General features: G+C 34.2%; 25 protein-coding genes. 9 read left to right on the top strand and 16 right to left on the bottom strand.

The genetic code is table 11. The features are described 5' to 3' along the window. Positions 1-64 precede the first annotated feature (64 nt). Both ACXAFS_RS09555 and ACXAFS_RS09550 read left to right on the top strand, forming a co-directional pair. Positions 65-2035: a M1 family metallopeptidase gene (locus ACXAFS_RS09555; protein WP_475306602.1), complete on the top strand. Its 1971-nt coding sequence runs from the start codon at positions 65-67 to the stop codon at positions 2033-2035. Beyond that, a complete protein-coding gene (locus tag ACXAFS_RS09550) occupies positions 2035-2919 on the top strand; it encodes a patatin-like phospholipase family protein (RefSeq protein WP_475306600.1) in 885 nt (294 codons plus the stop codon). Before ACXAFS_RS09555 ends, ACXAFS_RS09550 begins: the two co-directional genes overlap by 1 nt. On the opposite strand, the gene ACXAFS_RS09545 is transcribed toward ACXAFS_RS09550, so the two are convergent. Then, positions 2920-3438, bottom strand: a complete 519-nt coding sequence (locus ACXAFS_RS09545; RefSeq protein WP_331810277.1) for a DUF7935 family protein — start codon at positions 3436-3438, stop codon at positions 2920-2922. A 4-nt stretch (positions 3439-3442) separates the two neighbouring features. Further along, the gene (locus tag ACXAFS_RS09540) at positions 3443-5005 is read right to left on the bottom strand and encodes an FMN-binding glutamate synthase family protein (RefSeq protein ID WP_475306598.1); all 1563 of its coding nucleotides are present in this window, start codon (positions 5003-5005) and stop codon (positions 3443-3445) included. Positions 5006-5143: 138 nt separating this feature from the next. Between ACXAFS_RS09540 and ACXAFS_RS09535 the strand changes: the two genes are divergently transcribed. Beyond that, a complete protein-coding gene (locus tag ACXAFS_RS09535; protein ID WP_475306596.1) occupies positions 5144-7471 on the top strand; it encodes an ATP-dependent helicase in 2328 nt (775 codons plus the stop codon). Here the strand turns inward: ACXAFS_RS09535 and ACXAFS_RS09530 are convergent, their stop codons facing one another. Both ACXAFS_RS09530 and ACXAFS_RS09525 read right to left on the bottom strand, forming a co-directional pair. Then, positions 7472-8413, bottom strand: coding sequence for a hypothetical protein (locus tag ACXAFS_RS09530; protein ID WP_475306595.1), 942 nt, complete (start codon positions 8411-8413; stop codon positions 7472-7474). Beyond that, positions 8410-9384, bottom strand: coding sequence for a pepsin/retropepsin-like aspartic protease family protein (locus ACXAFS_RS09525; protein WP_475306593.1), 975 nt, complete (start codon positions 9382-9384; stop codon positions 8410-8412). The genes ACXAFS_RS09530 and ACXAFS_RS09525 overlap by 4 nt, the downstream gene beginning before the upstream one ends. Positions 9385-9469: 85 nt before the next feature. On the opposite strand from ACXAFS_RS09525, the gene ACXAFS_RS09520 reads away from it, so the two are divergent. Beyond that, positions 9470-10090: an L-threonylcarbamoyladenylate synthase gene (locus ACXAFS_RS09520; protein ID WP_475306592.1), complete on the top strand. Its 621-nt coding sequence runs from the start codon at positions 9470-9472 to the stop codon at positions 10088-10090. On the opposite strand, the gene ACXAFS_RS09515 is transcribed toward ACXAFS_RS09520, so the two are convergent. Further along, positions 10087-11298, bottom strand: a complete 1212-nt coding sequence (locus tag ACXAFS_RS09515) for a multidrug effflux MFS transporter (protein WP_475306591.1) — start codon at positions 11296-11298, stop codon at positions 10087-10089. The two genes, ACXAFS_RS09520 and ACXAFS_RS09515, sit on opposite strands and share 4 nt — an antisense overlap. 72 nt (positions 11299-11370) lie before the next feature. Between ACXAFS_RS09515 and ACXAFS_RS09510 the strand changes: the two genes are divergently transcribed. The 3 genes from ACXAFS_RS09510 to ACXAFS_RS09500 all read left to right on the top strand — a co-directional run bounded on the left by ACXAFS_RS09510 (position 11371) and on the right by ACXAFS_RS09500 (position 15149). Further along, complete coding sequence (locus ACXAFS_RS09510; RefSeq protein WP_475306589.1) at positions 11371-11817, top strand: DinB family protein; 447 nt, start codon at positions 11371-11373, stop codon at positions 11815-11817. Positions 11818-12084: 267 nt separating this feature from the next. Then, positions 12085-13359 carry a ribonucleotide-diphosphate reductase subunit beta gene (locus ACXAFS_RS09505; RefSeq protein ID WP_475306588.1) on the top strand — a complete coding sequence of 425 codons (1275 nt, stop codon included), beginning with the start codon at positions 12085-12087 and terminating at the stop codon, positions 13357-13359. Positions 13360-13361: 2 nt separating this feature from the next. Further along, positions 13362-15149: a ribonucleoside-diphosphate reductase subunit alpha gene (locus ACXAFS_RS09500; RefSeq protein ID WP_475306587.1), complete on the top strand. Its 1788-nt coding sequence runs from the start codon at positions 13362-13364 to the stop codon at positions 15147-15149. A gap of 66 nt (positions 15150-15215) precedes the next feature. Here ACXAFS_RS09500 and ACXAFS_RS09495 read toward each other — a convergent pair whose 3' ends face one another. The 6 genes from ACXAFS_RS09495 to ACXAFS_RS09470 form a co-directional block, all read right to left on the bottom strand. Beyond that, positions 15216-16757, bottom strand: a complete 1542-nt coding sequence (locus ACXAFS_RS09495) for an acyl-CoA carboxylase subunit beta (RefSeq protein WP_475306585.1) — start codon at positions 16755-16757, stop codon at positions 15216-15218. Between the two features lie 6 nt (positions 16758-16763). Beyond that, entirely contained in the window at positions 16764-18203 is a 1440-nt protein-coding gene (gene accC / locus ACXAFS_RS09490; RefSeq protein WP_475306584.1) for an acetyl-CoA carboxylase biotin carboxylase subunit, read from the bottom strand. 110 nt (positions 18204-18313) lie between these two features. Continuing rightward, on the bottom strand, positions 18314-18790 hold the full coding sequence (locus ACXAFS_RS09485; RefSeq protein ID WP_475306583.1) for an acyl-CoA carboxylase biotin carboxyl carrier protein subunit: 477 nt from the start codon (positions 18788-18790) through the stop codon (positions 18314-18316). Positions 18791-18916: 126 nt separating this feature from the next. After that, positions 18917-19594 carry a PrsW family intramembrane metalloprotease gene (locus ACXAFS_RS09480; RefSeq protein WP_475306582.1) on the bottom strand — a complete coding sequence of 226 codons (678 nt, stop codon included), beginning with the start codon at positions 19592-19594 and terminating at the stop codon, positions 18917-18919. Continuing rightward, positions 19591-20148 (bottom strand): NUDIX hydrolase, encoded by a 558-nt coding sequence (locus tag ACXAFS_RS09475; protein ID WP_475306580.1) that lies wholly within the window; start codon positions 20146-20148, stop codon positions 19591-19593. The genes ACXAFS_RS09480 and ACXAFS_RS09475 overlap by 4 nt, the downstream gene beginning before the upstream one ends. A 33-nt stretch (positions 20149-20181) precedes the next feature. After that, a complete protein-coding gene (locus tag ACXAFS_RS09470; RefSeq protein ID WP_475306579.1) occupies positions 20182-21270 on the bottom strand; it encodes a M42 family metallopeptidase in 1089 nt (362 codons plus the stop codon). Between the two features lie 124 nt (positions 21271-21394). Here ACXAFS_RS09470 and ACXAFS_RS09465 point away from each other — a divergent pair, with 124 nt between their 5' ends. Both ACXAFS_RS09465 and trhA read left to right on the top strand, forming a co-directional pair. Beyond that, the gene (locus ACXAFS_RS09465; protein WP_475306577.1) at positions 21395-22084 is read left to right on the top strand and encodes a DUF4294 domain-containing protein; all 690 of its coding nucleotides are present in this window, start codon (positions 21395-21397) and stop codon (positions 22082-22084) included. Positions 22085-22087: 3 nt separating this feature from the next. After that, positions 22088-22717 (top strand): PAQR family membrane homeostasis protein TrhA, encoded by a 630-nt coding sequence (trhA, locus tag ACXAFS_RS09460; RefSeq protein WP_475306576.1) that lies wholly within the window; start codon positions 22088-22090, stop codon positions 22715-22717. Between the two features lie 206 nt (positions 22718-22923). On the opposite strand, the gene ACXAFS_RS09455 is transcribed toward trhA, so the two are convergent. From ACXAFS_RS09455 to ACXAFS_RS09435, 5 genes are all read right to left on the bottom strand, one after another. Then, positions 22924-23415 carry a hypothetical protein gene (locus tag ACXAFS_RS09455; RefSeq protein ID WP_475306575.1) on the bottom strand — a complete coding sequence of 164 codons (492 nt, stop codon included), beginning with the start codon at positions 23413-23415 and terminating at the stop codon, positions 22924-22926. Between the two features lie 172 nt (positions 23416-23587). After that, positions 23588-24028 carry a hypothetical protein gene (locus ACXAFS_RS09450; RefSeq protein ID WP_475306573.1) on the bottom strand — a complete coding sequence of 147 codons (441 nt, stop codon included), beginning with the start codon at positions 24026-24028 and terminating at the stop codon, positions 23588-23590. A gap of 167 nt (positions 24029-24195) precedes the next feature. Beyond that, positions 24196-24624, bottom strand: coding sequence for a DUF4268 domain-containing protein (locus tag ACXAFS_RS09445; protein ID WP_475306572.1), 429 nt, complete (start codon positions 24622-24624; stop codon positions 24196-24198). Next, entirely contained in the window at positions 24625-25299 is a 675-nt protein-coding gene (locus ACXAFS_RS09440) for a ZIP family metal transporter (protein ID WP_475306571.1), read from the bottom strand. It abuts the gene before it with no gap. After that, positions 25300-26031 carry an SAM-dependent methyltransferase gene (locus ACXAFS_RS09435; RefSeq protein ID WP_475306570.1) on the bottom strand — a complete coding sequence of 244 codons (732 nt, stop codon included), beginning with the start codon at positions 26029-26031 and terminating at the stop codon, positions 25300-25302. It lies immediately after the preceding gene. Positions 26032-26038: the final 7 nt, after the last annotated feature.

The raw sequence follows: 26038 nt of genomic DNA, 5'->3' as shown, positions 1-26038 counted from the left end.
CTATAAGGTTTAGTGTTTGTTTTAAAAGTTTTACTTTGGTCTAATCCTTGATTTAATCGGAATTATGAAAAAATTATTGGTTGTATGTCTGTTGTTTGTTTCTGTGTTTTCTTATGCGCAACAAACGGATTATGTGGATTTTAGAAGAGCGGAAGCTTTATTGGTTTTTAATCAGTTAGCGGTAGATAGCACAACTTATAATTCTTACGAAATTGATTTTAAAATTTTAAAACCAACAGATTCTATTTATTTAGATGCTGTAAATATGAAGTTTAAGCATGTAGCTCTAGATAATTCGGCGGCAACATTTAAAAATGATGGTGAAAAATTAATTGTTTTCAATGACTTTAAACCTAATGAATCTTACAAATTAAGTTTTGTCTTTAACAATGCGCCCAAAAAGGCTATGTATTTTATAGGATGGGAACATGAGGGTAAGAATCAAATCTGGACACAGGGTCAAGGGAAATACACAAGTAATTGGTTGCCAAGTCTTGATGACACAAACGATAAAATTGAGTTTGATTTAAAGTTTCTTGCACCAAAAAAGTATAAGGTTATTTCAAACGGTACTTTAAAATCAAAGTCTGATAATCTTGGTAATACTTTGTGGGAATATGATATGCAAAAGCCTATGTCTAGTTACTTGGTGGCTGTTGTGGTTGGGGAATATAATAAGAAATCAGAAGCTTCAAAAAGTGGTATTCCTTTAGAGTATTACTATTATCCGGAAGATTCTTTAAAAGTCGAGTCTACCTATCGTTACTCTAAAAAAATGTTCGATTTTTTAGAAGAAGAAATTGGGTTTGCATATCCATGGCAAAACTACAAACAAGTGCCAGTACACGATTTTTTATATGCTGGTATGGAAAATACAAGCTGTACCATTTTTTCAGATGCTTTTATGGTAGATGATATAGGTTTTAATGATAAAAACTATGTCAATGTTAATGCGCACGAATTGGCGCATCAATGGTTTGGTGATTTGGTTACGGCAACGTCTGGTGAGCATCATTGGTTACAAGAAGGTTTTGCAACCTATTATGCCTTGTTGGCAGAGCGTGATATTTTTGGTGATAATCATTATTATTTTAAGCTTTATGAATCTGCTGTAGATTTAGGTCGCCAAGATTTGGCGGGTGATGGCACATCGCTTCTTGATCCTAAGTCGAGTAGTTTAACCTTTTATCAGCGTGGTGCTTGGGTGCTTCATGCATTGAGAAGTTTGGTTGGTAATGATGTGTTTAAAAATGCAGTGAAAGCGTATTTAGATAAACACCAGTTTAAAAACGTTGAAACTTCAGATTTTATAATAGAAGTAGAGCGTTTTTATGGTAAGTCGCTAAATACATTTGTTGATGTGTGGATTAAGCGAAAGGATTTTCCTGTTGATGCAGCTTTTGGGTTGCTTCAAAATGAATCTACTTTTATTAACGAGTATCTCATGGTAGATTGCCAGGCAAAAACCTCTAAATGTGAAGAGTATTTAAAATATTATGTCTCAGACGAAGCAAAGGTTAAAGTGATTTCTCAAATGCCAGAATTGGTAACAAATGATACCTTTAAACATGGTTTTAAGGTAAGGCAAGCAATTTCGCAATACGTAAGGCAAATACCAAAAGAGCTAAAGGAAAACTATGAAACCTTGTTAGATGATAAGTCTTACGTAACTATAGAAAATGCCTTGTATAATCTTTGGACGTCATTTCCGGAAGAACGAGCAAAATACCTTTCTAAAACCAGAAATGTAGTAGGCTTTAATGATAAGAATGTGCGCTTGCTGTGGATTGCTTTAAATCTTAACACACCTTTTTATCAGGCCGATAATAAACAAGGCTTGTTTGAAGAACTGGTAAGTTATACTGATGAGCGCTACAATGTAGATTTGCGTATGAATGCCTTTAGCTATCTTAATCTTATGAATGCTTGTAATGATACCTGTAAATCTAATCTTGAAAAAGCAAAGTCGCACCATAACTGGAGAATGGTTAAGTTTGCAAAAGATATGTCTGAAAAATTAGAAAAAAAACAATAATGCGAGCATTAGTCATTTCTGGAGGTGGAAGTAAAGGTGCTTTTGCAGGTGGAGTAGCGCAATACCTTATGGAGCGTGAAAATCGCGAGTACGATATGTTTTTAGGGACATCTACAGGTAGTTTGTTGGTGCCGCATTTGGCAGCAAACGATATTCCGAAACTTTACGACATATTTACCAATGTACAGCAGCAGGATATTTTTAGTGTAAGTCCTTTTGTGCAGCGAAAAAAAGGTGATAGAGAGTATGTGTCTATTGATTTTGTAAATTCTTTATGGCAGTTTATAAAAATGAAGCGCACCTTCGGTGAAAGTAAAGCGCTAAAGCGAAATATTAGAAAAAACTTCACTTTTGAAGAGTTTCAAAGAATCAGAGAGACTAAACATGATGTCGTTGTTACGGTTTCTAACCTGTCAATGAATCGCGTGGAGTATAAATCTATTAACGACTGTTCTTATGAAGAGTTTTGTAATTGGATATGGATTTCGTGTAACTACATTCCATTTATGTCTTTAGCTAAGGTTGATGGTTACGAGTATGCGGATGGCGGATTAGGTTGTGTTATTCCTATTAGAGAAGCCATATTAAGAGGTGCGACAGAAGTCGATGCGGTTGTTTTGGAGGCGGAAACTATGGGAAAACAGCGAGTGCTAGGTAAAAACCCATTCTCTTTAATGATGAATTTATTCGGTCATTTGCTCGATCAGGTAGAGCGAAGCGACATTGTTATAGGAAAACTTGCGGCAAAAAACAGAGATGTAAAACTCAATTTGTATTACACACCAACAAGCTTAACAGAAAATTCTTTGATTTTTAGTAAGCGTTTAATGGAAAAATGGTGGCAGCAAGGTTATGATTATGCTGAGAAAAAGCATTCGGTGTAATTACCACATCTCACCAACCTCTTCTTTTATAAAAGAAAGCGCTGCATTGCTTGGTGCAGGTTTATCCATAAGCTCAGTTAGAACTACTTCACGCAACTTATCTGCACTATCGGTTTTTTCATTCATGTTTGCTTTTCTAATCAATTGAATCGTGGCATTTTTTGCAGCTAAAATTATACTCCAACATTGGTCGCTAACGTAGATTTGTTGGGTTAGATTATGTTCAAATTCCTGTTCAATCGTGGCTATAAGTAAATTCTCGTAATTATCTTTATTTGAAGATGTTGGGTTGATTCTTGTTAATAAACTCTGTGGTTTAATACGTTCTAAAAAAAGAGACATGCGTTCGTACGCTTGAAGCCTTAATGGAAATGATTCCTTTTGTAAATCTTTTGTGAGTAAAAAATGACGTCTTTTGTTTTCGTTATCCATTTGTTCTCTGAAAAACAAATAGGCAATAGCACCTGTTATAAGTGCAGGAATTGTGTACATTAAAAGATTAAGAAGTTGTTGTTCCATAAAATTAGTTATCCTTTTTGCCGCCAAGATAAACACAATCTTTTAATTCTTGCATATTTTTAAAAGCAACTGCTGTCTTTTCGTAATTAAAGGTGTGCTTAAACTCTTTTGTAAGGTTATGATCATCTACGTTCATTTCTATGTCTCGCATATTAAATTGGCAAGGGTGTTCGTAGCCAGCTGCATGCGTAACTTCCATAAGTTCTTTTCTAAAGGTTTTAAAATACTGTGCTAAACGCTCAGATTTTAGTGGAACATTAATACCGTTTTGTAACCATTTTTTCTGTGTGGCCACACCAGCAGGACAGCGGTTTGTATGGCAAATTTGTGCTTGTATGCATCCAATACTCATCATTGCTTCACGTGCTACATTAATACAATCTACTCCCATCGCAAAAGCCATTGCTGCTTTTGCAGGAAATCCGAGTTTTCCACTGCCAATAAAAACAATACGTTCAGTAAGATTATGTTTTTGAAAAAGTTTATACACATCACTAAATCCATAGACCCAAGGTAAAGAGACATGATCCGCAAAACTAGGTGGTGCTGCACCTGTACCACCTTCGCCACCATCGATAGTAATGAAGTCTGGTCCACGATTATCGCGTTCCATGATTTGCGCTAATTCTTCCCATTGTTCTAGCTTACCAATGGCAGCTTTTATACCAACAGGTAAACCTGTAGCTTCTGCAATACTTTCAACAAAATCAACAAGTTCTGGTACGGTAGAAAAGGCTTTGTGATTTGGAGGTGATAATACAGTTTTACCAACTTCAACACCTCTTATTTCGGCTATTTCTTTAGTGATTTTTTTTCCAGGAAGGACTCCGCCTTTTCCTGGTTTTGCACCTTGAGATAGTTTTACTTCAATTGCTCTTATAAAGGGGTTATCCTCAACTAGTTTCACCATTTTTTCCATTGAAAATCCTCCATCTTCAGCACGTACTCCGAAATAACCAGTACCAAAATGGAATACGACATCACCACCATTGCTATGGTATGGAGATAAACCACCTTCTCCTGTATTGTGGTACGCGTCAGCAAGCTTTACACCTTTATTCAAAGACTCAATGGCTTTTGCTGACAAAGAACCGAAACTCATTGCAGACACATTGATAATTGAAGCTGGTCGGTAAGGTCGTTTACGCTTGTTATAGGCACCCATTACTTTTGCACAAGGAGCAAATGTTTTGTCTAGTGCGCTTGGGTGATTTTTTTCAACCTTATAAGGCATCATCGCATTGTTTATAAAAATGTGCTGATGTGCGTATATATCTCTATCTGTACCAAAACCTTCGTAGTTGTTTTCTTGTTTTGCAGATGCATAAATCCATCCACGTTCTATACGGTTAAAAGGTAATTCTTCACGGTTGTTAGCGACAAAATATTGACGCATTTCGGGTCCGATGCTTTCTAATAAATAGCGCAAATGACCTACTATTGGGAAGTTATGACTAATGGTGTGTTTGCGCTGAAAGAATATGTCTCTAATAGCTACGAGTGCTAAAAAAATGATAATCCAAAGCCACCAAGGTATATTGCCTAAGAATTCTAAAATGGAATCCATAATATGAAATAAAAATTTGGACTAAGATATTGAAAATTGATGATATGAAACTCTTGATATTTTGTTTATAATTATTGGGTTTTATGTATGGAAAAGCCTAATACAATGCGTAATTTCACAGTTTGAAAAAATGAAGTCTTGGAAAAGTATCTCAGTCAACTTAACGACGCACAATTAGCACCAACATTACAGAAAGATGGGCCAATGATTGTTATCGCTGGTGCAGGTTCTGGTAAAACACGTGTACTTACATATCGCATAGCTTATTTAATGAGTCAAGGGGTAGATGCCTTTAATATTTTGGCATTAACCTTTACTAATAAAGCGGCTCGTGAGATGAAAGGTAGAATTGCTGATATTGTTGGCGATAGCGAAGCTAAAAACCTTTGGATGGGTACGTTTCACTCTGTGTTTGCTAAAATCCTTAGGTTTGAAGGTCACCATTTAGGTTTTCCAAGTAACTTTACAATTTACGATACTCAAGATGCGCAAAAGCTCATAGGTTCTATAATTAAAGAAATGGGACTCGATAAGGATATCTACAAAACCAAGCAAGTCTATGGTCGTATTTCTTCGTATAAGAATAGCCTCATTACTGTTAAAGCTTATTTTAGGAATCCAGAGCTCATGGAAGCAGATGCTATGGCACGCAGGCCAAAAATGGGAGAAATATACAAAGAGTATGTAGATCGTTGTTTTAAAGCAGGAGCGATGGATTTTGATGATTTGTTATTAAGAACTAATGAGTTGTTGACGCGTTTTCCTGCAGTATTGGCGCAATATCAAAATCGTTTTAGATATATTTTGGTAGATGAGTACCAAGATACCAACCACTCGCAGTATCTTATCGTAAGGGCCTTGTCTGATCGTTTTCAGAATATTTGTGTGGTAGGTGACGATGCACAAAGTATCTATGCCTTTCGTGGAGCAAACATTAATAACATCCTTAATTTCCAAAAGGATTATGACGATGTAAAAGTCTATAGATTAGAGCAAAACTACCGTTCTACAAAGATGATTGTAGGAGCTGCCAATTCTGTTATAGAACACAATAAAACTAAGCTCGATAAAATTGTCTGGACAGCTAATGATGTCGGAGAACAGGTCATTGTGCATAGAACTATGACAGATGCAGACGAAGGTCGCTATGTGGCTAGTACTATTTGGGAAACCAAAATGAATAAGCAATTACAAAATAGTGATTTTGCTGTGCTTTATCGAACAAATGCGCAGTCTCGTGCTATTGAAGATGCTTTAAGAAAGCGTGATATTCCATATAGAATTTATGGTGGATTATCCTTTTATCAACGTAAAGAGATTAAAGATGTAACAGCTTATTTGCGTTTAATTTTAAATACTTCAGACGAAGAAGCTTTAAAGCGTGTTATAAATTATCCAGCAAGAGGCATTGGTCAGACTACGGTAGATCGTTTAGTTGTAGCAGCCAATGCAACAGGAAAGACCATTTATGACATTATGAAAGATATTGATAGTGTATCTATCAATATTAATAATGGTACCAAAAACAAGCTAAAAGATTTTGTAACGTTGATAGAAAGTTACAAGGTTATGAACCAAAACGCTAATGCGTTTGAATTGGCAGAACACGTTGCTAAAACAAGTGGTCTTATACGCGAGTTAGGTAAGGATGGTACACCAGAAGGCGTTACCAAAATGGATAACGTTCAGGAATTGTTGAATGGTATTAAAGATTTTGTTGAAGGTCAGATAGAAGTTGCAGATAGCACAGGTTCTTTAGCTGAGTTTTTAGAAGATGTGGCATTAGCAACAGATTTAGATGGTGATAAAGGAGATCCTAATCATGTGGCTTTAATGACCATTCACTTGGCAAAAGGTCTAGAGTTTCCTCATGTGTTTATTGTTGGTATGGAAGAAGATTTGTTTCCAAGTGCCATGAGTATGAATACCAGAAGTGAGCTTGAAGAAGAGCGTCGTCTGTTCTACGTTGCATTAACAAGAGCTGAAGAGCAAGCATATCTTACCTATACAGTATCACGCTATCGATGGGGAAAACTTATTGATGCAGAACCAAGCCGATTTATTGAAGAAATTGATGATGAATTTATAAACATCACAACTCCGTTAAAAGAGCAACGTTTCAACCCAATGCTAGATGCTTCAATCTTTGGTGATATTGAGCCTAATAAGGTCCGTTTTGCAAAGCCAAAGTCTCCAAAGTTTAAAAAGAAAGAGACCAAGAAACCTGAGAAGTTTCAAATTAGCACACCAAAAAAGTTAAAGCCGGTAAGTCAGACCAATACGGGAACCAATTTATTTGACACCAAGTTAACTGTAGGAAATATAGTGAATCATCAACGTTTTGGTAGAGGAGAGGTGCTTAAAATTGAAGGTGCTGGAGGTGACTTAAAAGCCGAAATTAAGTTTGAAAATGGTGATACTAAAAAACTATTATTGCGTTTTGCTAAGCTTGAAATTATAAGCTAATCACTTCACCATACATACCGAATTGATATTACCATCATTATCATATTCCTTCACAGAATTTGTAGGATCTGTAATCCACTTTCCGTCTACAATAAATTTATAGTGGTATTTTCCGCCAGATAAGCTTTTGTTATAAACCCAACAATCATTCTCCTTTATCATTTCGCAATCATCTTCAGTCCAATCATTAAAATCACCACTAAGAATAACAGTTTCAGCATCTTGATAATCACAAAGTTTAAATGTTACATTCTTTTGTATATCGATTATAGAGTTGTAACCTCCATATTCATTTTCAACTTTTGAAGGATTTTGAGGATCAATAATCCAAAGGTGTTTGTCTATAATGAATTTATACTGATAAATATCTGGTTTTAATTGCAAGGTTACCTCCCAGCCATTTTCTGTTGGTTTCATTTTAAAACCAGTTTCATCCCAACGGTTAAAAGTCCCACTAAGAATAACCTGTTTGGCATCTTTATAACCTTTTAATTTAAAGGTAACGTTACCATAATCAGTAGCAAAAGCACTGTAAAGTTTAAGGTTGTAGGTCATAAGTTTATGACCTCCATAATCTCTGGCATCTACAATATTTTCAAAATCTTCGGACGGTTCTGCCCAATGAAATCCATTAACAATGAATTTGAATTCCCAGTCAAAATCTGATGTAAAAATGGAAAGATCCTTTTTTAACTCATAGATACTATCATTCACTTTGTTCATTTTCCATTGGTCCTTTGCCCAATCGTTAAATTCACCAGAAACACACACATATTCTATTTCATCTCCATTATTCTTTATGTTGGGATAATCATTAACATTGAATATGAATGTAAGATTTTCGCCTTCAATTTTGTAGCCCTTTTTGTTTTGGGAATTAATGTTGATGGTTAAAAATAAAAGACCTATAAAAGGTAGTAATATCTTGTTTTTTATTGTCAAGGTTCAGTAATAGGATTCGCTATAAAATATAGCTTCTTTTTCCTGTAATTGATTATTGTTCTTTTTTGCATGAAGAATTCAAAACCTAATACACCATCTAAGTTAGTACCAAATGCATTATTCATTTTTTTTAAGTTAGCAAGTACTGTTTTCATTGGTCCAAAGTAAATTGAATCATTCAATTTTACTCTGTACAATTTTCCTGCCAAAACCTTTTTCTTTTTGCCGCTGGCACCTGTAAGTTTTAATTCTCTGCTTGGATAAAAGTAATCTAAAATTTCTGAATCTAAGTCTTTATTAAGCTGATTGTACTCTGCAGCTGTGTCTAAACCAAATTGTACTTTCTTATCACCAACATAAGCGTCCAAAATAATTGTATGCTTTTTTAGTTTAAAATCTATACTGTCTTCAACAGTTTCTGCATAAACTTTGTTAGAGAGTTTATTCCCTTTTTTGTCAATTCGAGTTAAGGTTAACTGATTAAGGTGCATGTCTATAAAAATTTCAAAATCCTTCAGAACATTGTATCCAATAATGCCTAAAAGTTTAATCTTCTTCGTTTTTTCAATATGAGATAAATCTATAACATCAGCATTGAGCTTCTCAAGGTTTATATCATTTATGCTTAATAGGTTGAGATGCTTTTCCTTTACATCTTCAATATTGTCATTAACACCACTTTTTTGCTTACCATCATCACCATATTTTCGGGTAGGTTTAAAATGAACGCTGTTTAAAATAAGTGTTTCAGAACCAGTATCCACGATAAAGTCGCCAACTTCATCAAGAATTTCTACTTCTACAACTATGAGTTGGTCTATAACCTTAAACGGTATACGCGTAGTAGAAGCGTTTACAAATTCCGCTTTAGTGAAAAAGAAAGGAGGAACGTCCTTTATAGGTTTTGTTTCAGTTGCAAAACTTTTTGCAAAGAACAAGAGTACGATGATTATTTTGATTGATTGATGCATACTATATAGACTGTAAATGCATGTTAATTGTTACAGTCTTAAAAAAGTTTATATTTTTTTTAGCATTTATATGTATCTTTAAATTATGGCAGAATTCATTAAAATATATCCTGAAAATCCGAATCCAAAAGCGGTTCAGAAAGTGGTTGAGGTCTTAAAACGAGGTGGATTGGTAATTTATCCAACAGATACTGTATATGGTTTAGGTTGTGATATCACTAACATCAAGGCGCTTGAACGTATAGCGCAGATTAAAGGTGTAAAGCTAGAAAAGTCTAACTTCTCATTTGTATGTGAGGATTTAAGCAATCTTAGTGATTATGTAAAGCAAATAGATACTTCTACTTTTAAAATTCTGAAACGTGCTTTGCCAGGTCCTTACACGTTTATTCTGCCAGGTTCTAAAAGTTTACCTAACCCTTTTAAAAAAAGAAAAACAGTAGGTATTAGAGTGCCAGACAATTCTATCGCTTTAGCTTTGGTGAGTGCTTTGGGTAATCCTATAGTATCGACGTCTATAAGAGATGAAGACGATATTGTAGAATACACCACAGATCCAGAACTTATTCTCGAAAAATGGGATAATCTTGTCGACATGGTTGTTGATGGTGGCTATGGTGGAAATGAAGCCTCTACTATTATAGATCTTTCAGATGAATCACCAAAAGTTGTAAGAGAAGGTAAAGGGAGTTTAGAAATATTTTAAATCTGATTTAAAACCTTTGCACCTTTACTACTATTAAAATAAAATAGAACCAAAGAGATTATTCCGCACACTAAAAATCCAACAAACAAAGGTGTTACAGAATCAACAACATAAGTACCTATGTAATCTGCTATAGGTACAGCCATAACTGTAGAAATGAAACCGTTTAAGGCAGAACCAATACCAGCAATATGTCCCATAGGTTCCATGGCTAATGCACGAAGATTACCAAACAAAAATCCAATAGTGAAAAATTGAAGTGCAAAAAATGTAATAAGAATTTCTATACTTGGATTTTTACCAGAGTTAAATAGAATAATGAATATCAACGATATTACTATAAAACTTATCATGGCAGTATGCACAATGTTTTTCATTCCAAATCGCACTACTAATTGACTGTTGAAAAACGTTGCTAGACCAACAGAAATAGCTAGGCTGGCAAATATGAGAGGAAACTCATCAGCAAGATTGTACTGTTTTTCAAAAATGCGTTGAGATGTACTAAGGTATACCATAAAAGAACCTGTTATAAAACCAGATAATAAAGTATAAATCACTGCAGATCTAATTTTAAAAAACTGAACTGTACCTGTTTTAAAAATAGAAAGTCTGTATGGTATTCTGTATTTGTCTTTTAGAGTTTCAGGTTGTCTTAGCCAATACCATATAACAACAAGAATTCCGAAAAAAAGATTAAACGTAAAAATAGATTTCCAGTGATAGTGGTTCATTAAAAACTGCCCTAAGGTAGGTGCCACAACAGGTACAAGGATAAACACCATAACTACGATAGACAAAATTTTAGCCATATAATCTCCCTCATAAGAATCTCTTACCATGGCTATGCACATAGTTCTTGGAGAGGCAAGCGCAACTCCTTGTAATACTCTACCAAAAAGCATCATCTCAAAGCTTTTAGTCGTTATACATATTATGGATGCTAATATAAAAAGTACAAAACCTACATAGACTATAGGTTTTCTCCCAAAACTATCCGAAAGCGGTCCAAAAATCAACTGACCTATGCCTAAACCAAGAAAAATAGAAGTGATGAGTTTAGGTAGTTCTAAAGGTTCGTTAATACTAAGATGATTTCCAATTAGTGGTAAAGCTGGAAGAACAGCATCTATAGATAGCGCAACAATAGACATTAATGCAGCCATTAAAACAACAAATTCAAATTGTGAGCGCTTTTGTTTTTCCATGCCGCAAAAGTAAACTATTTATTACCTATTTTTGAGTAGAACGTGACTAGTAAATATTAAACCTTTGTTAAGATGCTTACAGAAACACTTGTAAAATTATTCAAAAGAGATCTCGAAAAATTAAAGCAAGAAATAACAGCCTATAAAACAGAAAAACAGCTTTGGATTATATCTAATGAAATTTCAAATTCAGCAGGTAATTTATGTTTACATATAGTTGGTAATCTAAATCATTTTATTGGCGCGGTTTTGGGTAAGACAGGATATGTTAGGCAACGTGATTTAGAGTTTTCTCTTAAAGATGTTCCTATAGAAGAAATGGTAAAGAAAATTGAGGATACAATGCTTGTGATAGAAGAAGCTTTGAGTAACTTAACTGAAGAAGATTTGCAAGCTGAATATAGGCGAAACCCCTTTGAATACTACATGTCTACGGAATTCTTCCTTGTCCATTTATTAACGCATTTAACGTATCATTTAGGTCAAATTAATTATCACAGACGCTTACTTGACGCATAAGAAATTTTAATCTTTTAGAGGTAAATTGTTAAGAATTTGTTCATAAATATTTCTGCACTTTTTTCATTATTGAATTTTCAATCTAACCTCAAAAATTAACTTTTTTTTTGAAGATAATTGTTCAAATCGTCGTTTTTTTTGATGTTTATTTAACGTTATCTTAATGTTAATAAAAGTGTTAAAAAAAATGAATTTCTGTTCTCAAAAAAAGGAGGAATAAATTGGATATTTGGTCTCGTCCAAATATTAATCTAAATACATTTCCTCATGCAAATAACACATATCCAGAAACGGGATTTTTCAACAAAACCATTCCAACTCAGTAAAATTACCAATGCAGTTTTAAAGGCCATGACAGCTCTAGAACATGGTGGTTTAGAAGATGCTGAACGTATTTCTCAGAATGTTTTAAATGTGTTATTAGAGCAAAAAGAAAAGGAACCTAAGTATGTGCCAACGGTTGAAGAAATTCAAGATGCTGTTGAGAATGCGTTAATGGAAAATTCATTTTTTGATGTAGCAAAAGCTTATATTCTTTATAGAGATGAACAAGCCAGAAAACGTAAGACCAACATCTTTGAAAAACGAATTAATCTAAAGCCATATGAATATCCTGATTTGTATGAGTATGTGCCCGCAATAAGGCACTCGTATTGGATTCATACAGAGTTTAATTTCACCAGCGATATTCAGGACTTTAAAGCAGGCTTATCAGATGTTGAACGTAGTGCGATTAAAAACACTATGCTTGCTATTTCTCAAATTGAGGTTGCAGTAAAATCATTTTGGGGAGATATATATCACAAAATGCCAAAGCCAGAGATAGGTTCTGTAGGAGCAACGTTTGCTGAGAGTGAAGTAAGACATCATGATGCTTATTCTCATTTATTGGAGATTTTAGGTCTTAATAAAGAATTTAAAGACTTAAAAAAGAAGCCTGTAATAATGCGTCGCGTTCAGTATTTAGAAAATGCTTTAAAAAATTCTAAAAGTGAAGATAACAGAGCATATGCAGATGCAGTTTTATTATTCTCATTATTTATTGAGCATGTATCTCTATTTTCTCAGTTCCTTATTATAATGGCTTTCAATAAGCACAAGAATGTATTAAAAGGTGTTTCTAATGTAGTTGAAGCAACATCAAAAGAAGAGCAAATCCATGGTGATTTCGGAATAGATATTATTAGAATAATCAAAAATGAAAATCCAGATTGGTTTGATGAGGATTACAATGCAACAGTTCAGGATATGTGTAGAGAAGCTTTTGATGCAGAAAGTAAAATTGTAGACTGGATTTTTGAAAAAGGAGAAATAGACTTCTTACCAAAAGCCGTTGTAAACGAATTCCTTAAAGACAGATTTAATAGATCTTTAAAAAGTATTGGAATAGATACAATTTTTGATACTGACGAAAAATTATTAGCCGAGACTGAATGGTTTGACGATGAAATTATAGGAACCAAACATGGTGATTTCTTCGTGAAACGATCAATCAACTATAGCAAAAGAACCCAAAGTATAACCAGTGATGACCTTTTTTAAAAATGATAGAACAAAACCAGATTAATAGCGCAAACACAACAGAAAACAAAACAGAAAACGAATTAATAAATGCAAGAAAAAAGTCGTTACAACAATTAAAAACCAAAACAGATGGTGATTTTAGTTGGTTAACAGACCACAGTCGTAAATTTTTAGCGTCTGGTTATTTAACAGAAGGAGTATCGGCAGAAGAACGCATTAAAGAAATAGCTGACAGAGCAGAACAAATCTTAGGAATTCCAGGTTATGCAGATAAGTTTTATAACTATATGTCACTAGGTTATTTCTCGCTATCGTCACCAGTGTGGTCGAACTTTGGAAAAGAAAGAGGACTTCCTATTTCTTGTTTCGGATCTCATGTAGATGATGATATGGGTAACATACTTTATACCCAATCAGAAGTTGGTATGATGTCAAAACTTGGCGGAGGTACTTCAGGTTTCTTTGGTAAAATAAGACATCGTGGTGCTGCTGTAAAAAATAATGGTCAGGCTTCAGGTGCAGTGCATATTATGCAGTTATTTGAGTCTATGGTAGATGTTGTAAGTCAAGGGTCTGTACGTCGTGGACGTTTTTCACCTTATTTGCCAATAGATCATCCAGACATTATGGAGTTCTTAGAAATAGGTACGGAAGGAAATCCAATCCAGGAGTTAACACATGGTGTTACAGTTACTAACGATTGGATGCAAGAAATGATTGATGGTGATGTTGACAAACGTACAATTTGGGCAAAAGTATTACAACGAAGAGGTGAAATGGGCTACCCTTACATCTTCTTTACCGATAATGCTAATAATGGTGCGGCAGATGTGTATCAAGACAAAAAGATGCCAATCTATGCAAGTAACCTTTGTACAGAGATTATGTTACCATCTAATGATGATTGGTCTTTTGTATGCTGCTTATCTTCACTAAACGTATTGCATTACGAAGATTGGAAAGATACAGATGCGGTTGAGACTATGATCTATTTCTTAGATGCTATAATCACTGAGTTTACTGAAAAATTAGAACGCTACAAGGATTCTCCAAACAGAGATGATCAACAAACGTTCTTATTTATGGAGCGTGCATATAACTTTGCAAAAGATAATAGAGCGTTAGGATTAGGTGTTTTAGGATGGCATTCTTTATTACAGTCTAAAATGTTGGCATTCAACAGTCAAGAAGCATTTAATTTAAATAGTAAGATCTTCAAACTTATAAAAGAGAAATCTTATAAAGCATCTGAAGAATTAGCAGAACGTTTCGGTGAACCAAAAGTATTAAAAGGCTATGGCAGAAGAAACACAACTTTAAATGCTGTTGCACCAACAACGTCTTCTGCATTTATCTTAGGGCAAGTATCTCAAGGCATTGAGCCAATTTGGTCTAACATCTATGTAAAAGATATCGCAAAGATTAAGACTACTATTAAGAATCCATATTTAGAAGCATTTTTAGAGTCTAAAGGGCAAAACATGACTGAAGTATGGAGAAGTATTAGAGATTACGATGGTTCTGTGCAGCATTTAGATTTTATGACTGAGGAAGAAAAAGATGTCTTTAAGACCTATTCTGAAATCGATCAAATGGATATTATCTATCAGGCAGCTAATAGACAAAACCACATCGATCAAGGACAGTCAGTTAATATAATTGTACATCCTGATATGTCTGTGAAAGAGATTAATAAAATCCACGTTACAGCATGGAAATTGGGCTTAAAGTCCCTATACTATCAGCATAGTATGAATGCAGCTCAGAAGTTTAAGCAAAAGAAAGAGTGCGCAAGTTGTGAAGCTTAAATTTCAAAACTTATAAATAAAAAACCCGATTTCTCAATCGGGTTTTTTATTCGTGTGAAGAAAAAATTATAATGGAATATTTCCATGTTTGCGCTTAGGTGTGCTAACTTCTTTATTTTCTAGCATACTAAATGCTTTAATTAGCTTTCTTCGTGTGTTTTTTGGTAATATTACTTCGTCAATATAACCACGTTCAGCAGCACTATAAGGATTTGCAAAAAGCTCTGCGTATTCAGCTTCTTTTTCTTTCCATTTCGCTTCAGGATCTTCTGCAGCAGTAATTTCACGTTTAAAAATAATTTCAGCAGCACCTTTTGCACCCATCACTGCAATTTCTGCGTTAGGCCAAGCAAAATTCATGTCAGAACCAATGTGCTTAGAGTTCATTACATCATAAGCACCACCATAAGCTTTACGTGTAATAACGGTAACTCTTGGTACAGTAGCTTCACTAAATGCATATAATAACTTGGCACCATGTACTATAATACCATTCCATTCTTGATCTGTTCCAGGTAAAAAACCAGGTACATCTTCAAATACTAATAATGGAATATTAAAAGCATCACAAAAACGTACAAATCGTGCCGCTTTTTTAGAGCTGTTTACATCTAATACACCAGCTAAAAACATGGGCTGGTTAGCAACTATTCCTATCGATTTTCCTCCAAGTCTAGCAAAACCTACAATAATATTTTCAGCATGATCTTTATGAATTTCATAAAACGAATCAGTATCAATAACACCTTCAATGACACTATGCATGTCGTAAGGCTTATTAGGGTTATCTGGAACGATTTCTGAAAGGCTTTCTCTTACTTCATCTTTAAGTTCAAAGTCTATATCTTCAGGTTTCTCTTTGTTACTTTGAGGTAGATAGCTTAAAAGTTTTTTAACATCCTCAAGACATTCTACATCATTAGCAGAGGTTTTATGTGCTACACCAGATTTGGTAGAATGGACACTAGCACCACCAAGTTCTTCACTTGTTACTTCTTCGTTGGTTACGGTTTTTACAACATTTGGACCTGTTACAAACATGTAGCTTGTATCTTGTACCATAATGGTAAAGTCTGTCATGGCAGGTGAATAAACTGCACCACCAGCACAAGGTCCCATTATTGCAGAGATTTGAGGAATAACACCTGACGCTTGTACATTTCTGTAAAAAATATCAGCATAACCACCTAGAGAGCGTACACCTTCTTGGATACGTGCTCCACCAGAATCGTTAAGACCTATAATTGGTGCACCAACGTTAACAGCCATGTCCATGATTTTACAGATTTTTTCGGCATGTGTTTCAGATAATGAACCTCCAAAAACCGTGAAATCTTGCGCAAAGACATAAACCAAGCGTCCATCAACATTACCATAGCCAGTAACTACACCATCACCATAAAACTTTTGATCTTCCATACCAAAGTCTTTAGTTCTATGTGTTACTAAAGCACCAATTTCTTCAAAAGAACCTTCATCTAATAGGTAAAGAATACGTTCTCTTGCTGTTAGTTTTTTCTTTTGGTGTTGTTTATCTATTCGTTTTTGACCTCCACCTAATTTAGATAAGGCCATTTTTTCATTAAGTGTTTTTATTTTAGAACTCATTGTATCTTAATTAGGTAGTCTTAATAATTTTTGATCTGCTAGATATTGCTTCAAGGCTAATTTTGCAGCGATCTCTGCTTCAGCTTTATGTTGCTCCTCTAAAAGGCTAGGTGAGTAGTACTTTTTTACAAAATGTGTATCGAAGTTTCCACTTCTAAACGCATCGTGCTCACAAACAAAACGACCAAAAGGTAATGTAGTTTGCACACCTTTAACGTGATAGTTATCTATAGCTTTTATCATAAGCTCAATGGCTTCTGCACGTGTTTTGCCGTAGGTTATAAGTTTTGATAACATTGGATCGTAATAGATTGGTACATCCATACCTTCTTCAAAACCATTATCTACTCGAATATTTTCACCAACAGGTAATTTGTAAACTTCTAGATTTCCAACACTTGGTAAGAAATCATTCATAGGATCTTCTGCATATACACGAAGCTCTAAAGCATGACCATTAATTTTTAAATCTTCTTGTTTAATGTCTAAAACTTCACCACGAGCCACTTTAATTTGAAGCTCGACTAAATCAACACCTGCAATCCACTCTGAAACCGGATGCTCTACCTGTAGTCTCGTGTTCATTTCTAAGAAATAGAAATTATGGTCAGCATCCATTAAGAACTCAACAGTACCTGCGCCAACATAATCACAAGAACGCGCTACGTTTATAGCAGCTTGTCCCATTCTTTCTCTAAGTTCTGGAGTTAATATTGCTGAAGGAGCTTCTTCAACAACCTTTTGATGACGACGTTGCACAGAACATTCGCGCTCAAAGAAATGAACAATATTGCCATGTGTGTCTGCCATCACCTGAATTTCGATGTGTCTTGGGGAAGTAACGTATTTTTCTACAAATACAGAACCATCACCAAATGCAGAAGTGGCCTCACTAATGGCACGTTTCATTTGGCTTTCAACATCTTTTTCGTTTTCAACAATACGCATGCCTTTTCCTCCACCACCTGCAGCAGCTTTTATAAGGATAGGTAAACCAATTCGTTTTGCAATTTCAACCGCTTCTTTTGGGTCGGTAACAGCATGATCTACACCAGGTACCATTGGGATGTCGTAATCTTTAACAGCATCTTTGGCTGCTAATTTATCTCCCATCATTTTAATGGCTTTGGAGCGAGGACCAATAAAAATAACATCATTTTTTTCGCATAACTCTGCAAAATCAGCATTTTCACTTAAGAAACCATAACCAGGATGTATACCATCGACGTTTAAAGATTTTGCAACTTCAATAATTTTATCTCCTTTAAGGTAGGATTGGTTAGATGGTGCAGGACCAATGCAAACGGCTTCGTCTGCAAATTTTACGTGAGGTGCATTTCTATCGGCTTCAGAAAATACAGCGACAGTTTTTATTCCCATTTTTTTTGCAGTTCGCATCACACGAATTGCAATTTCGCCACGATTGGCAACTAATATTTTTTTCATATGAGTTTCTTTTGGCGTCACTTCGAGTGTTTTTTGATAAAAAATTTTATCGAGAAGTTCTCGATACATTTTGTTCATAATTCACAAAACACTCGAATTGACTCATCATTTTATTCGAATTCGATTAAAAGTGCATTTTTTTCAACAGTATTTCCTTGGCTTACTTTGATAGATTTTATGACTCCATCACGAGGTGAGTTGATAACGTTTTCCATTTTCATGGCTTCAAGAATTAATAATGGATCATCTTCTTTAACTTCTTGAGCTTCTTTTACATTAATCTCTAAGATTAAGCCTGGCATTGGTGCCTTAACGTCGTTTACTTTTTTAGAAGCACCAATTTCAAAACCTAGGGCAGCTATTTGCTGATCTAAGGCATCGTTTAATACAACATCATAAGTGTTGTTGTTCACTTTAACGCTGTATTTTTTTTTGTTGAAATCTGAGCTAACAATGTTAGCTTTAATTGAACCGTTGTTTTGAAGGATATGATACTTATTTGTTGAGGTTTCAACAGCATCAAGTTGGTCTACTGCTTCTTCGGTTACATCAAACTCATAAGAAGCATTAACTTTTGCTTTATACATATGTAGAGGTTTATTAAACTTTGGCTAAGTTATATTTTAATGGACTTCTAAAATATGAAATAAATCATGTTTACAGAAAGACTTTGATAGATTATAACAATTTATTGACAGAATAAATTGTGTTTTCTAATCGGTTTTAAAAGTTGAGTTATCTTGATGTCTGCGAATGGCTTTTCTTGATAGAATAATTCCAATTATTAAAGACACAAAAGCACCAATTGAGATGCCAGGAATAAATCGTATAAACAAAAAGAAATCATAAGCGCCATGAAATAATACAGCTAAAAATAAACCAGCCATATTAAGTTTTATTCTATTGTTTGAAAATTTAGCCAATCCCATAAAATAACCCATTAGAATACCAAAAGTTGCATGTGCTGGTACAGCGGTAAAAGCTCTTAAGATTGCAGTTTCGTAACCGCCTTGTAGAACATACATGATGTTCTCTGTGCAAGCAAAACCCATTGATACCATAACTGCATATATAATACCATCGTATGGTTCGTTGAAAGCCTTTTTTGGTTGGGCAAAATACTTTACAATAACATATTTACTAAACTCTTCAGAAAGGGCTACAACCACAAAAGCCTGAATAAATTGTTGCCAAACACTGTATTCATCTGTAATAGGAATAAATCGTCCTGTAATAAGATAGAGAATGGTTACGATGAAGATACTAACAACTGCACCAAAAAGAAAATTAGCAATTAAAAGTCCTACAGGTTCTTTTTCATATTTATCATGAAAATAGATGTAAATGATTATCGTAAATATTGGTGCAACAGCACAAAGAATTAAATTCATAGTTCTAGTTGGGCTTTAATTGCATCTAAGATAAAACTATAATACGATTTGTTAGTTGGGATAAAGTGATTGTTCGTTTCACTTTCTTTTAGAAGTTGTTCAAACTCGTTAAATGACACTAGTTTTAAAGCTTCAACTTCTTCTTTCTGAGGTATTAAATCTGATAAGTTTACTTTTAATTCTGCAATATAAACCTGATGAAATTCATTATCTTGAATAGTGCCGTTGGCATAAGAACTTTTATGAAGTTTTGTGCCTACTTTAGTCAATTCTTCAGGCTTTAATCTCAGTCCGATTTCTTCTTTTGTTTCTCTTAGAGCAGCGTCTACAAAAGTTTCGCCAGCATCTATATGACCTGCAGCCGAAACATCCCAAAGTAATGGATGAATTGCCTTTTTATGAGAGCGTTGTTGCAATAAAATTTCACCATTTTTGGTGTATAGCCAAAGATGGATGGTATTATGGTACCAACCATTTTTGTGGGCTTCAGACTTAAGGGCAGTTTTACCAGTTGGCTCACCATTAGCAGTAACTATGTCTATGTATTCGTCCATATAAAAAAGATTCCCACTTTCGTGGGAATTTTATCATTTGAAATAACTAAACGTTTCTCCGTCTTTAATTTTTAGAAGTGTTTCATAAATAAGTTTTATGACGTTTTCAACATCATCTTTATGCACCATTTCAACAGTTGTATGCATGTAACGTAATGGCAAAGAGATTAGGGCAGAAGCTACACCACCATTGCTATACGCAAAAGCATCTGTATCTGTACCTGTAGCTCTGGATAATGCAGCACGCTGAAAAGGTATTTTCTTTTCTTCAGCTGTATCTGTAATTAAGTCTCTTAACTTTTGTTGCACAGCAGGAGCGTATGCAATAACAGGACCATCACCAATTTTTGCTAAACCTTGCTTTTTAGGGTCTATCATAGGTGTTGTGGTATCGTGTGTAACGTCAGTAACGATAGCAACGTTTGGTTTTATGGTTTCGGTAATCATTTCCGCGCCACGCAAACCAATTTCTTCTTGCACCGAATTGGTAATGTAAAGCCCAAACGGTAATTTCTTTTTATTATCGTGCAGTAAACGCGCTACTTCAGCAATCATAAAACCACCCATTCTATTATCGAGTGCTCTACACACAAATTTGTCCTTATTAAGAATATGGAATTCGTCAGGATAAGTAATAACACATCCTACATGCACACCCATTTTTTCAACTTCATCTTTGTCTTTTGCTCCAATATCTATGCAAATATTATCTGGTTTTGGTGGCTCTTCTTTAGCTCTGTTGCGAGTGTGTATAGCAGGCCAGCCAAACACGCCTTTTACAATACCCTTTTTGGTATGGATATTTACAACTTTACTTGGTGCAATCTGGTGGTCGCTACCACCATTTCTTATCACGTACAATAAACCGTTGTCTGAGATGTAATTAACATACCATGAAATTTCATCAGCATGTCCTTCTATTACAACTTTGTATTTTGCCTTAGGATTTATGACTGCTACAGCAGTTCCGTAAGTATCTGTTATAAATTCATCTACATACGGTTTTAGATAATCCATCCATATTTTTTGCCCATCCCATTCGTAACCTGTAGGTGAGGCATTATTTAAGTATTTTTCTAAAAAGTCCATCGACTTTTTGTTGAGTAATTGCTTTTTAGCCATTGGTAAAAATTTTCCTTAAAAATAATAATATTAATACGATTTTAGGGTTAATGGAAGTAATAATTGTTAATTTTGAATTCCTTGAAATTTGTTCTTTGGAACAGTTTTAGTTGTAGTGTTCAATATGAAATATATTACTTACATAGCATTGTTGTTTTCAACATTGGTTTTTGCTCAGGTAGATCCTGTAGAGCAAGACTCTACGGTTGTACACTATATGATTATTGAAGGCGATTCTATTCCTGTTACTGAGGTTGAGTTAGATGAAGTTCTGATGCTTCCAAACCTTAGTTTTAAAGACAGAAAAGCACGTATTAGGTATATTGTTTTAAGGCGAAAAACTCATAAGGTTTTTCCGTATGCAAAATTGGCTGCTGAGCGTTTAGAAGCTTTGCAACAAAGATTAGATCAGTTAGAGAAAAAGCGTGATAAAAAGAAGTATGCCAAGGTTATACAAAAGTATATTGAGGATGAATTTTCGTCTGAATTAAAAAAACTTACCAAAACCGAAGGTCAAATTCTCGTAAAGCTTATTCACAGACAAACAGGTAAAACCACATTTGACCTTATTAAAGAACTGCGGAATGGTTGGCGTGCCTTTTGGTTTAACAATACTGCTAGTTTATTTGATATTTCCTTAAAAAAAGAGTTTAATCCATTAGAGGTTGAAGAAGACTATCTCATTGAGGATATTTTACAGAGAGCTTTTCAAAATCGAATTTTAGACAGACAGGATGCAGCTTTTGAAATAGATTATTACGCCTGTGTAAACAAGTGGTCCGAACCTAAAAAGAAATCCAACAAATCTGAATAGTCAATGCGTACACAAACCAAACTAGAAGAACAATTAAACGCTTGGTCTCATGGTATTGGTGCTGCTTTAGGAATTGCTGCCTTGGTGTTGCTCATTGTTTTTTCTGATAATGAGACTAAGCCATGGAGTCTATTTAGTGTTATTGTTTATGGTATCTCTATTATTATTTTGTTTATGGCCTCAACCTTTTACCATGCTGTAAAAGGGGAGAAGCGTAAGCATAATTTTAGGATTGTAGATCATATAAGTATCTATCTGCTCATTGCCGGAACTTATACTCCTGTACTTTTAATTACGCTTAGAGAAAGCAATGGATGGCCGTTGTTTTGGGTAGTTTGGGGAATAGCTGCTTTTGGCTTAATATTAAAACTCTTTTTTACCGGAAGGTTTGAAGTGTTTTCTACACTGTTGTACCTTGTAATGGGATGGCTTATTGTTTTTGACTTCTCTAATCTTTCTGATGCTATTGGACCTAAAGGTGTGTTATGGCTTTTTGCAGGTGGCTTATCTTACACAGTTGGTATTATTTTTTATGCAATACAGCGTATACCATACAATCATGTTATTTGGCACCTCTTCGTATTGGGTGGTGCTATTTGCCATTTCTTCATGATTTTTAATCATGTGATATAAAATACATTTTCTGTTTTCTGAGGAATTTAACCGCAATGGATTATAGCCGTTGTTAGCTACTGTGCTTTTAGGTGTTATGGTTTATTTGTACTATTAATTTTCTATTCGGACAAATTATGTAAAAGTCGATATTTCCAATTCCATAACTGTGCATATAGTATTTATAAGCATAGTAATTCCCTTTTTCATACAGTAAGTCCTCTAATTCAAATTCTAACTTCCTCAAGAGTGCTGTGAGCAAAGTCCAAAAACTTTTTCTCCTGATTATCAAATGGTGTTTTTTTCCAAAATTCAGTTTCCCAATGACTCCTTAATTCCTCGCTTGGATATTTAGTAAAGAATTCCGCTTTTGGATTTTCAAAATATTTTGCTGTTTGGTCATTAATTTTGTTAATCCAAATTGAATATCCATCTCCATTAAAAGCTCTTTCAGTTTCGTATTGATAAATTAGTTCTCCATTGTTAAATTCAAAGCCAGTCAGTTCGACATTGTAGTTGCGTTCTTCGGCTTTCTCAATTGGATTCCAAAATAGATTTGAACCTGGTAGTACTTTCCAATAAAAACCTGGAATCAAAATCAGAATTAAAAGTATTGTTGAAAGTCGATAAAATTTCGGTTTGTTTTTTTGCTTTAAGGCTTTAAATATTTTCCACGCCAAAACGGGATAAATAAGAACTATGATTAAAGTTAAAAACATCTATAAAGTTTGTTTCAGCATTGTAGCTAACGACCTGCTAAACGTTCTCGTGTATGATTTGTTGCGGTTTAGTTTGCTCTAAGTTAGCAAAAAAGACAAACCCGATTGAATTTGTCCGCTGATTTTTCCACCGGGAAAATCAGCCAGCAATGAATTATACACGTTGTTGTAGCTAGTTTTTTTCTATTGGGTATTTAAAGTTAGGATATTCTGTTTCAAAATATTCATTTTTTTCCTTAACTACAGTATTGTCAATCATTCCTGTAGATAGATTTATTTTCCCGAATCCGAAGTACCAATTCTCGGTTTCATAAAACTTTATTTCGGACTTTATCAATCGTTTTGAATTATTGCTACTGTTTTTTTTAATCCAAAATAAATCCTGCTCGCTATACATACCTCCAATATGTAACATAACGCTCTCAAAACTTATTCTTTTTAAGAGGGTTTCGATATTCCAAATCAGGTCATTGAAATCTTCCAAATCATATCCTAAATATTTAAACGTTCTAGAAAATGATATTATATATGATTCATAAAAGTATGGATATTCATTATTCCCTTTTGAAAACATTGATGAATGTATGTAGTCATATTGTTCAGAGTTTGACATTTCGTCAATTATTTTGATGGCATTTTCGTATTCTTTATCAATTAATATTACTCCGTATATGTAATTGTATTCGTACATGTTTTTAATTAGCTACAACTAGTTATATACCAACTAATATATGGCTTATTTGTTAAAATAACGGGATAAACTAATGTTTTGGGTTTGTTTTATCCTTTTATAATATCCTTATATTCTTCAAAGAAGGTTTCAAATAAAATCATATTGGTATTAAAGAATTCCATAACTGCTCTCCAGGTGTTTTTGTTGTGGATAGACACTTTTTGTTCTAAGGGTAGGTAAATACGAGAGATTTCTTTGCCATTGTCTAAATAGTATTCTTCTTCGTATATGGCATCTGGTAAGTAATCTGTTTGAAGTATGTTTTTTAAAGCTACTAGTTTTTCCCAACAGTTAATTCGGTTTTCGAGATCGTCTTCTAAATCTAGTGTTATAAATGCCTTTTTGGTATCGAAATGAAATTTAAAAGACATGCCTTTTATTTTGGTATTGTATAATATCCATTTTCTAGGAAATGATTTTCCAAAGCTAGTCCAGAATTCTTGACGTAATAACCGACTTTCTTCCTTGCTAAACATCTATATAAAGTAAGCAATTAACACACCTAAGCTAATAGCGATCAGCTTAGATAAATTAAATTTATGACCTTCTCCGGTTTCAAACAAAATGGTAGTAGAAATATGCAAAAAGATACCAATAACTACGGCATTAATACTCATAAGTAGGTTAGGACTCAAAGATGTTGTATTAGATACCAAAGTACCAAGAGGTGTCATTGCTGCAAATACCAGCATAAAACTGATGGCTTGTTCTTTGGCATACTTAGATTGTAACAAAAAAGAGGTAAGCAAAGCTGCAATAGGTATTTTGTGTATAAAAACACCATATACCATATCGTTATGCTGATGGATAGGAAAGCCTTCTAAAAAGCTATGAATACATAGACTTATAAATAACAACCAAGGAAATTTGTGGTCTTTTGGGTGTATATGTACATGGCCATGCTCAGCACCTTTAGATAAAAACTCTAATATAATTTGCAGCAGAATACCACACATTATAAAAAGACCTGTTTGTTTGGTATCTAAATGGTGATAGACTTCAGGTAGTAAATCAAAAAGTGTGAGTGCTAATAAGAATGCTCCACTAAACGACAGCAGTAACTTAGTGTAGATTGATTTTTGCTTTTTGGTTAAAAAAGCAATGACAACACCAATGATAATCGCATATATAGGAAAAAGATACTTATTCATTTATTTAAAAATCATAATTAAGCGCTCAGAGGTTTCTGGATGGTATTTTCCCAGCTTGTAGTCTCCAAAAACATCGAGAAGGTGTACCTCAGCTTTTTCAAATAAGGTTTTAAAGTCATCTAAGGTCAATGCTTTTACACGCTCTTGAAACTGGTGTTGTTCTCCATCAATTTCAAAATTAATATCTTTAACAATATAGCCATCCTTTATACTTCGTTTTTGGTGAAAGTCTATGCCATCAACAGTTTTTACATCTTCTGCAACTAAGTGTTCAGTAACATAATTAACATTCATAAAATCGATAACTCCAAAACCATAGGTGTTTAATTCTTCTTTAATAGATGTAATGGTTTTTAGGTTACAGGTGTCATCTTCAAAATAGCCAAAACTTGTAAAGAGATTAAAAACAGCATCAAAAGTTTCAGGATACGGTTTGGTCATATCATGAACAACAAACTTTAGCGTATCATTTGCAAACTGGCTGGCGTGTTTTATACTTTGCTCAGACAAGTCAACACCAGTAACATTAAAGCCCAATGAATTTAGGTATATAGAGTGTCTGCCTTTACCACAGGCTAAATCCAAGATTTTTCCGCCTTCTGGAATATTAAGGTAATTGGTGAGATTATCCATAAAAAGCTGAGCTTCAGCATAATCTCTGTCTTTATATAAAATATGGTAGTATGGTGTATCAAACCACGAAGCGTACCATTGTTTTGTTGAATTTGCCATAAGATAT

The organism is Winogradskyella sp. ABM4_392 (assembly GCF_056160445.1).
This window is presented reverse-complemented; position numbering and strand designations above follow the sequence as displayed.